General features: G+C 70.4%; 11 protein-coding genes. 6 read left to right on the forward strand and 5 right to left on the reverse strand.

Annotated elements, in window-relative coordinates:
* Positions 1 to 17 precede the first annotated feature (17 nt).
* Positions 18 to 1,736, forward strand: a complete 1,719-nt coding sequence (locus AC07FA_RS25550) for a class I adenylate-forming enzyme family protein (protein WP_479078518.1) — start codon at positions 18 to 20, stop codon at positions 1,734 to 1,736.
* 12 nt (positions 1,737 to 1,748) lie between these two features.
* Here the strand turns inward: AC07FA_RS25550 and AC07FA_RS25555 are convergent, their stop codons facing one another.
* Positions 1,749 to 3,026, reverse strand: coding sequence for a M6 family metalloprotease domain-containing protein (locus AC07FA_RS25555; RefSeq protein WP_479078519.1), 1,278 nt, complete (start codon positions 3,024 to 3,026; stop codon positions 1,749 to 1,751).
* A gap of 259 nt (positions 3,027 to 3,285) precedes the next feature.
* On the opposite strand from AC07FA_RS25555, the gene AC07FA_RS25560 reads away from it, so the two are divergent.
* Positions 3,286 to 3,942, forward strand: coding sequence for a TetR/AcrR family transcriptional regulator (locus AC07FA_RS25560; protein WP_479078520.1), 657 nt, complete (start codon positions 3,286 to 3,288; stop codon positions 3,940 to 3,942).
* A 156-nt stretch (positions 3,943 to 4,098) separates the two neighbouring features.
* A complete protein-coding gene (locus tag AC07FA_RS25565) occupies positions 4,099 to 5,622 on the forward strand; it encodes an MFS transporter (protein ID WP_479078521.1) in 1,524 nt (507 codons plus the stop codon).
* Between the two features lie 104 nt (positions 5,623 to 5,726).
* On the opposite strand, the gene AC07FA_RS25570 is transcribed toward AC07FA_RS25565, so the two are convergent.
* Positions 5,727 to 6,239: a MarR family winged helix-turn-helix transcriptional regulator gene (locus tag AC07FA_RS25570; RefSeq protein WP_479078522.1), complete on the reverse strand. Its 513-nt coding sequence runs from the start codon at positions 6,237 to 6,239 to the stop codon at positions 5,727 to 5,729.
* Between the two features lie 88 nt (positions 6,240 to 6,327).
* Here AC07FA_RS25570 and AC07FA_RS25575 point away from each other — a divergent pair, with 88 nt between their 5' ends.
* A complete protein-coding gene (locus AC07FA_RS25575) occupies positions 6,328 to 7,110 on the forward strand; it encodes a dioxygenase family protein (protein ID WP_479078523.1) in 783 nt (260 codons plus the stop codon).
* A gap of 40 nt (positions 7,111 to 7,150) precedes the next feature.
* On the opposite strand, the gene AC07FA_RS25580 is transcribed toward AC07FA_RS25575, so the two are convergent.
* Positions 7,151 to 7,684 carry an N-acetyltransferase family protein gene (locus AC07FA_RS25580; RefSeq protein ID WP_479078524.1) on the reverse strand — a complete coding sequence of 178 codons (534 nt, stop codon included), beginning with the start codon at positions 7,682 to 7,684 and terminating at the stop codon, positions 7,151 to 7,153.
* 147 nt (positions 7,685 to 7,831) lie between these two features.
* On the opposite strand from AC07FA_RS25580, the gene AC07FA_RS25585 reads away from it, so the two are divergent.
* Entirely contained in the window at positions 7,832 to 8,830 is a 999-nt protein-coding gene (locus tag AC07FA_RS25585) for a sigma-70 family RNA polymerase sigma factor (protein ID WP_479078525.1), read from the forward strand.
* Positions 8,831 to 8,961: 131 nt separating this feature from the next.
* On the opposite strand, the gene AC07FA_RS25590 is transcribed toward AC07FA_RS25585, so the two are convergent.
* Positions 8,962 to 9,933 (reverse strand): helix-turn-helix transcriptional regulator, encoded by a 972-nt coding sequence (locus AC07FA_RS25590; RefSeq protein WP_479078526.1) that lies wholly within the window; start codon positions 9,931 to 9,933, stop codon positions 8,962 to 8,964.
* Positions 9,934 to 9,994: 61 nt separating this feature from the next.
* On the opposite strand from AC07FA_RS25590, the gene AC07FA_RS25595 reads away from it, so the two are divergent.
* A complete protein-coding gene (locus tag AC07FA_RS25595; RefSeq protein WP_479078527.1) occupies positions 9,995 to 11,569 on the forward strand; it encodes an MFS transporter in 1,575 nt (524 codons plus the stop codon).
* An 80-nt stretch (positions 11,570 to 11,649) separates the two neighbouring features.
* On the opposite strand, the gene AC07FA_RS25600 is transcribed toward AC07FA_RS25595, so the two are convergent.
* Complete coding sequence (locus tag AC07FA_RS25600) at positions 11,650 to 12,396, reverse strand: DUF6227 family protein (protein ID WP_479078528.1); 747 nt, start codon at positions 12,394 to 12,396, stop codon at positions 11,650 to 11,652.
* Positions 12,397 to 12,564: the final 168 nt, after the last annotated feature.

Here is a 12,564-nt window from a genome sequence, read left to right on the forward strand (position 1 = left end):
GCTTAGGAAGGTCGCTCGTGCCGCACACCGAATCGCCCGCAACCGCTCCCGACCCGGCCGCCACGGCCCGTATCGAGGCCGGCCTGACCGCGCCCGGCGCACCCTTCGCCGTCGTGCGCGGGGAGCAGGGAACGCTCGTGTACGAGGGCGGGCCCCGCACCCTCCGCGAGTTCGTGGAGACCACCTGGGCCCTCGGCGACCGGCCGTTCCTGATCGCCGGGGAGCGCGTTTACTCGTACGCGGAGTTCTTCGCCGCCGCCTCGTCCCTGGCCCGGCGCCTGACCGGCACGTACGGTCTGCGGCCGGGGGACCGGGCCGTCGTCGCGATGCGCAACCATCCCGAATGGCAGATCGCGTTCTGGGCGACGCAGCTGGCGGGCCTCGTCGCCGTCCCCCTGAACGCATGGTGGACCGAGGAGGAGTTCACGTACGCCCTGGACGACTGCGCCCCGCGGGTGCTGCTCGTCGACGGGGAGCGGCTGCCCAAGGTGGCGGCCTGGCGCGAGCGCGCGGGGGCCCGTGCGGTCGTCTTCCACCCGGCGGACCGCGATGCCCCCGCGGTGGACGGGATCGAGCGGTACGAGGACCTGCCCGCCCCGGACCCGATGGCCGCACCGCCCGAGGTGGAGGTCCGGCCCGAGGACGACGCGACGATCATCTACACCTCAGGCACCACCGGACGGCCCAAGGGCGCCGTGGCCACCCAGCTCGCCCAGATCGGCGCGGCCGTCAACCCGCGCTTCCACGCGGCGGTCTCCGCGCTGGGCCGGGGTGCCGTTCCGGGCCAGGGGCCCGCGCCCGTCCAGCTGATGACGTTCCCGTTCTTCCATGTCGCCGCCTTCACCAGCTTCTACGCGACCATGGCCGCGGGCGGCACCATCGTCCTGATGCGCAAGTGGGACGCCGGTGAGGCGCTGCGGCTGATCGGCCGCCACGGGGTCACGCACTACGCGGGCGTCCCGGCCACCGCCCTCCAGCTCCTCGACGCCGCCGAGGAGGCGGGCGACGGCCTGGAGAGCCTGCTGATGCTGAACACCGGTGGCGCGGCCGCCCCGCCCGACCTGGTGGCCCGGCTCACCGCACGGCACGGGGAGCGGATCGAACCCCGTAACGGCTACGGGCTGACCGAGACCAGCGGCGGGGTGACGGCCAACTTCGGCGCCGACTACCGGAACCACCCCGGCAGCGTCGGCCGCCCGACACCCGTCACCGAGGTCAGGATCGCCGGCCCGGCGGGCGAGGCGCTCGCGGACGGCGAGGTCGGTGAGCTGTGGCTGCGCGGCCAGTCGCTGGTCCGGGGCTACTGGCGGGACGAGGCGGCCACCGCAGCCGCGTTCACCGACGGCTGGTTCCGCACGGGGGATCTCGCGGTGGTGCGCGAGGGCCGCGTCAGCGTCGTCGACCGGATCAAGGACATGGTGATCCGCGGCGGCGAGAACGTGTACTGCGTCGAGGTCGAGGCCGCGCTGCACGACCACCCCGAGGTCGAGGACGCGGCCGTGCTCGGCGTCCCGCATCCGGTGCTGGGGGAGGAGGTCGCGGCCGTCGTCCGGCTGCGCCCCGGCGCCTCGGTCACGGTCGAGGAGCTCCGGGCGCACGTGGGCCGTGGTCTCGCCGCGTTCAAGGTCCCCGCCCATGTGCTGGTGAGCGAGGAGCCGCTGCCGCGCAACGCGACCGGGAAGATCCTCAAGCGTGAGCTGCGCGGCCCGGTCCGGGCCCATGTGGCGAGGGACTGACCACCGGCGGTCTCAGGGACGGGTGATCCGCACCCGGTAGCTGTCGTCCGTGCCCTTGGAGAGTACGGACACACGTATGCCGTTGGCCCGGTCGGTGAACGTCTCGCCAGGCCGGAACGGGGCGTCGGAGAGCTCGGCGTGCACATTGGGCTCCCGGGTGCAGCCGCCGCTGTCCTGGGTGCTGTCGGCGACGGACACCGGTCCCTGCCCGGTGTCCACGTCGGAGCTGACCTTGTAGATCAGCACCCCGGGCCGGCAGACCGCCGCGTCGTTGCCGTCCGCCGTCCGTACCTCCACCGCGTATCCGGACTCGGCGCTCAGGGGTATGAAGGCGACTTTGGTGCCGCCCGCGTCGGCCAGCGGGCCGAGGGTGTGTTCGCTCGTGCCGGCCTGGGCCGCGCAGTCGATCTGCTCGTTGTCGAGCCAGCCGAGCTTCCACTTGTGCCAGCCGAGGAAGTCGTTGTTGGCCCCCCAGTCCTCGGACATGATGTCCCAGTGCCCGACCGAGCCGCCGCCCTCCATGGTGTAGAGGTCGGGCAGGCCGAAGACATGGCCGTTCTCGTGCGGCAGGACGCGGTAGCCGGTCTCGTCGTACGAGCCCGAGCCGTCGTCCTGGCGGCTGTAGACGAACGAGGTGTTGGCGAGCGGGACGCCGTCCGCGTACGGGGCGTCCTCGTTGGCGGAGAAGGTCACCGACAGCACGGTGTCCAGCGCCGAGGGACCGGCATTGGGGGTGACCAGCACGTTGACCAGGTCGTACGCGGAGAAGTCGACCTTGGGGTCGGCCGTGGCCACGAGGTCCTTCACGAGGTCGCGGTAGCCCGGCTCGTAGGGCGAGCCGCGCTCGATCCCGTACTCGGCGAACGGCAGCGGCATCCGCAGCCAGTCCTTCACCGGTGCCTCGGGCAGATAGGTGAGCCGCCCGTAGGAGCTGGTGCGGAACCACTCGGAGGTCTGCGGGAAGAACTCCGCGAGGCGTTCCTCCGCCGTCCCCGAACCCGGGGCGTCCGAGAAGTCGATCATGAGGTTGAGGGCCTTGATCCGGCCCGTCGAGCGCGCGTAGCCGGCTGCGGTCGGCATGCCCTCGGACATCTGTACGCCCATGGCCGCGGATATCCGGCACGAGCCGAGCGGGGAGTCCTCGGCTGCGGCGGACGGGCCCGCGGAGGCGCGGCTCGGGGTGGGCAGGTTGCTGCTGGCCGTGGCCATCGCCGCCACGACCAGGGCCGTGGCACCGGCGAGTGCGACCGGGTGACGGTGTCTGCGTATCCGGTGGCGGGGCTGCTGCATAGAGGCGCCTTCGGGGTCCGCGGCAGTCGGCCGGCTCTGACTGCGCTCTGGCGATCAGCCTGTGCCGGGCGCTCCGGGGCCGCTCGCTGACTGCGCCGATCGGAGGATTCCCTCCCTTTCGACATGTGACCCAGGTCACATCTTAAGGTGAAATACCGGGGACTCCTTCCCCGTTTGAACCTGTGTCCCCGCTAAACGGGGAAGCGGTCCCCGCTTAGGCCGGGGGAGCGCCACACACCGAGAGGGAAGGGCTGCCGTCGTGAAGACCGATACCGAGACCTGCGTCGTGCGGCGCCGTGCGTCCCGTCCGCGGGCCGACGCGCTGCGCAACCGGGAGCGGATCGTGACGGCCGCCCGCGAGATGTTCGTCGAGTTCGGGCCGGACGTGCCCCTCGACGAGGTCGCGCGCCGGGCGGGCGTCGGCAACGCCACGCTCTACCGGAACTTCCCCGACCGGGACGCCCTCACTCACGAGGTCGTCCTCTCGGTCACCTCCCGCACCACCGACCGGGCCGAGGAGGCCGTCGCGGCGGAGTCCGACCCGTTCGCCGCGCTCAGCCGCTTCGTGCACGCCGCCGCCGACGAGCGGATCGGCGCCCTGTGCCCGATGCTCTCCGGCAGCTTCGACAAGAACCACCCCGAACTGCTCGCCGAGCGCCGTCGCCTCGAAGAGGCCGTCGAAGGACTCGTCGAGCGCGCCATGACCGCCGGGCGCCTGCGCACCGACATCGCCGTCGGTGACGTACTGGTCGCCCTCTCCCAGCTCACCCGGCCGCTGCCCGGCACCGCCTGCCTGGACATCGACCGGTTCACCCACCGCCATCTGCAGCTGTTCCTGGACGGACTGGAGAATCCGGCCCGGTCCGTACTGCCCGGATCGGCGGCGACCCTGGAGGACCTGCGGCGCGGGCACTGACGCCCGCGACGACCATCACCTGAACCACCCGGTGCGACGCACCGCCGAAGCCAGACTTCCGGACCGGGCCCGAGACGCCGGGCCCGGGCCGAGCACGCCCGTTTTCGCCGACATCACGACTCTCGCGCCCCGACGCGCCCTTAGGTGGCTACTCCCATGTCAAAAACAGCCGACGTACGGCTCCCCGATCCCAGGCGCTGGAAAGCGCTGACCTTCATCGCACTCGCCCAGCTGATGGTCGTGCTCGACGCGACGATCGTGAACATCGCGCTGCCGTGGGCCCAGACGGACCTGGGCATCTCCGAGGGCAACAGACAGTGGGTCATCACCGCGTACGCGCTCGCGTTCGGCGGGCTGCTGCTCTTCGGCGGACGCATAGCCGACCTCTGGGGCCGTAAGCGCACCTTCGTGGTCGGCCTGCTGGGCTTCGCCGCGGCCTCCGCCCTCGGCGGCGCGGCCCAGGGCGAAGCGATGATGTTCGGCTCCCGTGCGTTGCAGGGTGTCTTCGGCGCACTGCTCGCCCCGGCCGCGCTCTCGCTCCTCGCGGTGATGTTCACCGATGCCAAGGAGCGCGCCAAGGCGTTCGGCATCTACGGCGCGATCGCCGGTGGCGGTGGCGCGGTAGGCCTGATCCTGGGCGGCTTCCTCACCGAGTACCTGAACTGGCGCTGGACGTTCTTCGTCAACATCCCGTTCGCCATCATCGCCGCCGCGGGCGCGTACTTCGTCATCCGTGAGCCGGCCGGCGGCCGCAACCGCTCGCCGCTCGACATCCCCGGCGTCATCCTGTCCACGCTGGGCCTGGTCGCGCTGGTGTACGGCTTCACCCGCGCCGAGTCGGCCGGCTGGTCGGACACGCTGACCATCTCCATGTTCGTCGCCGCCGGTGTGCTGCTCCTGGCCTTCGTCGCGACCGAGTCCCGGGTGAAGTCGCCGCTGCTGCCGATGCGCGTGGTGACCGACCGCAACCGCGGCGGGGTCTACCTCTCGCTGGGTCTCGCCGTCATCGCGATGTTCGGGCTCTTCCTGTTCCTCACGTTCTACCTGCAGGTCGTCCGGGACTACTCGCCGGTCATGACCGGCTTCGCCTTCATGCCGATGATCGTGGGCATGATCACCGGTTCCACCCAGATCGGCGCCCGTCTCATGACCCGGGTGCCGCCGCGTCTGCTGATGGGCCCCGGTTTCCTGGTCGCCGCGATCGGCATGCTGCTGCTGACCCAGCTGGAGGTCGACTCCTCGTACGCGAGCGTCGTCCTGCCGGGACAGCTGCTGCTCGGCCTGGGTATGGGTACGGCGTTCATGCCGGCGATGTCCCTGGCCACGCACGGCATCGAGCCGCGTGACGCGGGTGTGGCCTCGGCGATGGTCAACACCTCGCAGCAGGTCGGCGGCGCCATCGGCACCGCGCTCCTGAACACCATCGCGGCCGGCGCCACCACGGCGTACGTCGCGGACCACGCCGCGAGCGCCACGGACCCCCAGCTGCTGAAGTTCCAGGCCATGGTCGCCGGCTTCACCAGCGCGATCTGGTGGGCGGTCGGCATCCTTCTCGCCGCCTCGGCACTCGCGGTGTGGCTGATCAACACCGGACGCCCGGGCACCGGAACGGACGGTTCGGTCACCGGGTCCGCCGACGGGGCCGTGGACGACATCAAGATCCCGGTCGTCGCACACTGACGCGGGCGGCGCGCCCGACGTGATGCGCGACATCCGCCCCGGCTCCGTTCATCGGAGCCGGGGCGGACGTGTATCCGGACGGGTGGCCGGCGGGGCCGGTCCGCTCAGCGGAGCCAGGGCAGGTCGGCGCCCGTGCCCTCCGGTTCCAGGCCGGCGGCCATCACCCGCATGATCTCGCCGAGCCCGCGCACCTGCTCGGGCGTGAGCCGGTCGAACATCGCCTGGCGTACGGCGGCGACATGACCCGGGGCGGAACGCCGGAGCATCTCGAAGCCCTCCTCCGTGAGCACCGCGTTCTGGCCGCGCTTGTCGGAGGGACAGTCCTCGCGCCGCACCCAGCCGTTCTTCTCCAGCCGGGCGATGGCGTGGGAGAGCCGGGACCGGGTGATCTTCGCGTCCTTGGCCAGCTCGGTCATCCGCATCTGCCGGCGGGGTGCCTGGGAGAGATGGACGAGCAGGCCGTAATAGATGTGCGGCATCCCGGCATCGCGCTGCAACTGGCGGTCGAGGTGGTCCTCCAGGAGCGTGGTGGCGTGGAGGTAGGCGCGCCAGACGCTCTGTTCTTCGTCGGTGAGCCAGCGCGGCCCGCCGGTGGTTGCCGTGGTCATGGAGTCCACTCTACGACCCTTTCTTGAAAGTTGAACTAGATAGAGCTAAGGTCTCTGGTACTTGGAACTTGAAGTTTCAATGAAGCGAGGGAGCGTCATGACTGTCACCGCGGAGCGCATGCCCGCCCTCTACCTCTCCCACGGGGCGCCCCCGCTCGCCGACGACCCGGTCTGGCCCGGTGAGCTGGCGGCCTGGTCCGCCACGCTGCCCCGCCCCACCGCGATCCTGATGGTCTCCGCTCACTGGGAAGAAGCACCGCTCGCCCTCGGGGCCACCGAGTCCGTGCCCCTCGTCCACGACTTCTGGGGCTTCCCCGAGCACTACTACCAGGTGCGGTACGCGGCTCCCGGCGCCCCGAAGCTCGCCGAGAGCGTCCGTAAGCTGCTGCGCGCCGCCGGTACGCCGGTCCAGGACATCCCGGACCGGGGGCTCGACCACGGTGCGTACGTGCCGCTGGTGGAGATGTTCCCGGACGCCGGCATTCCCGTACTCCAGATCTCCATGCCCACCCTCGATCCGCAGAAGCTGATGGACATCGGGCGCAGGCTCTCCCCGCTGCGGGACGAGGGAGTGCTGATCGTCGGCAGCGGCTTCTTCACCCACAACCTGGCCGCGCTGCGCCACCAGGGCGGCGGCACGCCCGGCTGGTCGGCGGAGTTCGACGACTGGGGGAACAGGGCGCTCCTGGCGCAGGACGTCGACGCCCTGCTGGACTTCGAACGCAAGTCTCCGGCGGGCCGGCTCGCCCACCCGCGTACGGAGCACTTCGCACCGCTGTTCGTGACGCTCGGCGCCGCGGAGCATGAACTCCACCAGGGGCGGAGCGTCATCGACGGCTTCTGGATGGGACTGGCCAAGCGCTCGGTGCAGTTCGGCTGAGCGCCTCCGAGGGGCCGGGGGTCCCTGAGTCCGGCGGGGCTCAGGACTCCCGGCCCAGTCTCTTCTCGTACCAGGCCACGTCCCAGTAGCGGCCGAACTTCCGGCCCACCTCCGAGAACGTGCCGATGTGGTGGAAGCCGAACGCGTCGTGGAGCCGGACGGACGGTTCGTTCGGCTGGGCGATCCCCGCGTAGGCGCGGTGGACGTCCTCGTCGGCCAGAGCCTCGAACAGGGCCTTGTACAGCAAGGTGCCCAGCCCGCGCCCCCTCGTGTCCGGTGCGCAGTAGACGCTCACCTCGACGGACGTGCCGTACGCGGCCTTGGGCCGGAACGGGCTGCTGGTCGCGTATCCCAGGATCCGCGGCGCCTCTGCGGCGTCCTGGGCAACCAGGAGGCGGTGAGGGCCGTCTTCAGGGTGGGAGCGCAACCACGGGAGGCGCTGCTCGGGAGTGAAGGTGACCGTGTCGAATGTGAGGGCGGTCTCACGGACGTAATGGTTGTAGATGTCGGTGAGCGCCACCACATCCCCCGCCACGCCGGGCCTGACCTGCACTTCTGTGGGTATGTGCACCATGTGTCCTCCCGCTGGGGCCGACAGGGTACTGCATGATCGCGAAAGTGAATGCGACGCAGGGGAATTCTGTCCGGATTCCAGTCGTTGTTTCCATCGGATGCAGGGCACCCGAAAGGGTGTCGCGACCTACTCAGCAAGGGAGCACGCATGGCAACCCGTGCCGTCGCCCGTCGTTCGTCCACCACCGGTGGGACAAGCCGGGCGAGCAGTGTTCGCGCCGTGGGCGGGGAAATCGCCGATCGCGACCTGGTCGGCATGTACCTGGAAGAGATCGCTCGTACGCCGCTGCTCGACGCCGCCAAGGAAGTCGAGCTGTCGCAGATCCTCGAGGCGGGCGTCTACGCCCAGCAGATCCTCGACGGCGAGGTGGAGAGCGAAGCCGGCGGGGCGAAGCGTGAGGAACTGGAGGCGCTCGTCGCCGAAGGGGAGCGCGCGAAGGACGTATTCATCCGGTCCAACCTCCGGCTGGTCGTCGCCGTGGCCCGACGCTACCCACGAGCGGGTCTGCCCCTGCTCGACCTGATCCAGGAAGGCAACGCCGGACTGGTCCGCGCGGTCGAGAAGTTCGACTACGCCAAGGGATTCAAGTTCTCCACGTATGCGACGTGGTGGATTCGCCAGGCCATCACCCGCTCCATAGCCGACCAGTCCCGCACGATCCGGCTCCCCGTCCACCTGGTGGAGGAGCTCGGCCGTATCCGCCGGGTGCAGCGCGAGTTCAACCGCGAGCACGGGCGCGACCCGGAGCACGCGGAGATCGCCGCCGAGCTGGACACGACCACGGAGCGGGTGGGGAACGTCCTGGACTGGGCCCGTGACCCGGTCAGCCTCAACATGTCCGTGGACGACGACGGCGACACCCAGTTCGGTGACCTCCTGGAGGACACCTCCGCGGTCTCGCCCGAGACCTCCGTGATGACGCTGCTGCGCAGCGAGGAGCTGGAAGACCTCATAGGCAAGCTCGACAACAGGACCGCCTCGATCATCCGTATGAGGTACGGCATCGAGGACGGCCGTGAGCGGACCCTCACCGAAGTCGGCAAGCAGCACGGTCTCACCCGTGAGCGGATCCGCCAGATCGAGAAGCACGCACTGCTCGAATTGAAGCGAATGGCTCACGACACGGGCTTTGACGCTGCGGCGTGAGCCAATAACCCGTAACCTCACAATCAAGCCGGTTCACACCGGCACCCTGAGCTGAGTCCCGGCGCCCACCCCCCCCCGGCGCCGGGGCTCATTCATGTCCCGGCCCGTTTCCTCCGGGACCGGAGCCCGGCTCAGCGCGCCGAGGACGCCCGGGTCAGACGGGCCCCCAGGTCACTCAGGTACTCCACCAGCTGCGGCGGACCGTGCGCCGTGAACTCGCAGTCGACGAGCGCCAGCCTCAGCGCCACCCACTCCAGGGAATCCGTCGAGACCGCCCGCAGCCGGCAGCCGTCCTCCCCGGCGGGCTCCGGCGCGCCAAGCGCCGATGGCAGCCGCGCCGCCACGAAGTCCGCCGGGGCCCGGAAGCTGACATCGATCCGCAGCTCCGCCTGCATCCGGGACATCGACCGGGCGAAGAACTGGGCGGCGTCCCCGTCCTCACCCGGCAGCTCGCGCGGCGTGAAGCGGGCCCCGGTCGCCACCGGCTCACTGACCCGGTCCACCCGGAACGTACGCCAGTCCTCGCGCTCCAGGTCGTAGGCGACGAGATACCAGCGGTGCCCCGTGCTCACCAGCCGCACCGGTTCGACCAGCCGCCTGGTCTCGGCGCCGTCGCCCGCGCGGTACGCGAACCGCAGCCGCTCCCGCCCGGTGACCGTGGACGCCATCACCGTCAGCGTGCGCGGATCGATCGTGGCTCCGTCGCCCCGGGTGAGCGGCAGAGTCGCGTTCTGCAGGGACGAGACGCGGTGGCGCAGCCGCGAGGGCAGCACCTGCTCCAGCTTGGCCAGGGCCCGTACGGACGCCTCGTCGACGCCCTCGATGGCGTGCCCGGCCCCCGCCCGCAGCCCGACCGCGATGGCCACCGCCTCCTCGTCGTCGAGCACCAGCGGCGGCATGGCCGCGCCCGCGACCAGGCGGTAGCCGCCGACCGAGCCGCGCGTCGCCTCCACCGGATAGCCGAGGTCCCGGAGCCGGTCGATGTCGCGGCGGATGGTGCGCGGGCTGACATCGAGCCGGTCGGCCAGTTCACTGCCCGGCCACTCGCGTGGTGTCTGGAGGAGCGACAGCAGATTCAGCAGTCGTGCCGGGGTATCCGTCATGCCTTCAGGATGCCCGTCCATCAGGTCACGAACTGTCCTAATGAACCTCTAGCTTCTTCCCATGACTTCTTCCGAACCGCTGCCGTCCACGACGGCCGCCCGCACGGCGACCGAGGGCTCCGCGGCCCCGGCGGCCCCGGCCGACCGGCGCCGCTGGTACGCGCTCGCCATCGTGATGACCGCGGCCTTCATGGACCTGGTCGACGTCACGATCGTCAACATCGCCATCCCGAGCATCAAGCGGGACACCGGCGCCTCGTTCAGCTCGATCCAGTGGATCACCGCGGGGTACGCGCTCGCCTTCGCGGCCGGGCTGATCACGGGCGGCCGGCTCGGTGACATCTACGGCCGCAAGCGGCTCTTCCTCATCGGCATAGGCGGCTTCACCCTCTCGTCCGCCCTCTGCGGCTTCGCGGCCGATCCGGAGATGCTGGTCGCCTCCCGCATCCTCCAGGGCGCCATGGCGGCGCTGATGGTTCCGCAGGTGCTGTCGATCGTGCACGCCACCTTCCCGGCGCACGAACGCGGGAAGGTCTTCGGTCTCTTCGGCGCGATCGTCGGGCTCGGCGCGGTCTCCGGACCGCTGCTGGGCGCGCTGCTCACCGGCTGGAACCTCTTCGGTCTCGAATGGCGCCCGATCTTCCTGATCAACCTGCCGGTCGGCATCGCGGGTCTGATCCTGGGCAGCAAGTTCATCCGCGAGTCGAAGGCGCCCAAGGCGCTCCGCCTCGACCTGGTCGGGGTGGTCCTGGTGACGCTCGGCCTGCTGATGCTGATCTTCCCGCTGACCCGGGGACACGAACTGGGCTGGCCGGTGTGGGGCCATGTGTCGATGGCAGGCAGCCTCCTGGTGTTCCTGGCGCTGATCGCGTACGAGCGGCGGAAGGCGGCCAAGGACGGTTCGCCGCTCGTCGAGCTGTCGCTGTTCCGGGTCAGGAGCTTCGCCGCGGGCATCGCCGTGCAGCTGACCTTCGGCATCGGCCTCGGCATCTTCTTCCTCGTCTGGACGCTCTACATGCAGATGGGCCTGGGCTGGAGCGAACTGCGCGCCGGCACGACGGGCGTCCCCTTCTCGATCGCCGTCTCGGTCGCCGCCGGGATCTCCGTACAGAAGCTGGTGCCCCGCTTCGGCCGCAAGGTCCTCCAGGCGGGCGCGCTGCTGATGATCGCCGGACTGCTGCTCTACATCTGGGAGTCGGAGCACTACGGCATGGACATCACGCCGTGGCAGATGGCCCTGCCGCTGGTCGTCATGGGTGCGGGGATGGGGCTGATCGTGGCCCCGCTGACGGACGCGGTGCTCTCCGAGGTGCCCAGGGAGCACTCGGGATCGGCGTCCGGGCTGATCAACACCGTGCAGCAGATGGGTACGGCGCTGGGGCTCGGCCTCGTCTCGGTGGTCTTCTTCGGGGTGATCGACGACGCGGCGCCGCAGGCGGTGGGCCCGGCGTTCGCGGAGGCCTTCCAGCAGTCGCTGTGGTGGGTGGCCGGGGTGCTCGCCGTGATCTTCCTGGTGATGTTCGCCCTGCCGGCCAGGCCGAAGGCCCATGTGGAGGGCTCGGCCGACGAGAGCCCGGCCGACCGGGGCGAGCAGCCGGACGGCGGCACCGCCAAGGAGCCCGCGCTGACGCACTGAGTCCCACGTCATGACGGACGACGGCCCGTGCGCCTCCACCGGTGGAGGCGCACGGGCCGTCGTCCGTCATGACGCGTGTGTCAGCAGATGCGCGTGCGGCTTTCCATGGCCTGGCGTGCGGCGTGCTCGTCCCCGTACACCTCGCACATGTGGCGGCCGTCGGGTGTCGCCGTGTGCTCGACCTCCCAGAGGCAGGTCTCGCTGCCGTCCAGGAGGAGGAACGCGTGCTCGTAGAGCGTGAAACCGGCGTCCCGGCCGTCGACACGGCACTGGCGTCCGAAGATCTGGGTGATGTGGTGGGCGAAGGCGGCGCGCAGCAGACGAGCGGTCTCCTCGCCCGGCCGGTCGCCGTTCTCCGCGCGGCGCAGGACCCGGCGGGCGTGGTCCGCGGAGTTGTCCGGGGCGTACATCCGGGGCAGCGGGACCGGGGGAGCGGACATCAGGACCGTGAGGGTCTCCAGGTCGCCGTGCGGGCTCTCGTCGCCGAAGGCCGGGGCGTCGGAGAAGCTGCCGGCCAGTCGCACCGCCGCCACGTGTGCGTCGGCCTCGTCGTCGTACAGCTCGTGTCGGCGGGGAGCCGTGAGGTCCCGGCCGCTGCTGTGCACCAGCTCCCAGAGGGTGAGCGCGGAGCCGTCGGGAAGCAGATAGGTGTGCCGGTAGGTCTCGCGGTGCAGGACCGAGCTGTGGTGGGAGGAATGCAGGGAGCTGCTGTGCGCCAGCGCGCCTTCGAGCCGTTCGACCGTGCTGTCGGGCAGGTCGAAGGAGTTGAGGGCCCGTCGCAGGAGTCGCTCGAGGTGCTGCTCGGTTGTCTCGTACGAATCGCTCAAGGTGCTGTCTCCAGGCCGTCGCCGCGTGTTACTTGATGCGTGCTTAACGTAGTCCCTGGGTCTGACATCGTGACCGGGGATCGGGAAAACGTAGGGCCCACACGAAAAGTTCCCGGTACTTTTCGGATACTTCGGGTGAACTTCCTTGTCCTGAGGGTGAGTCGGGCC

Source organism: Streptomyces sp. NPDC045968 (assembly GCF_056430475.1).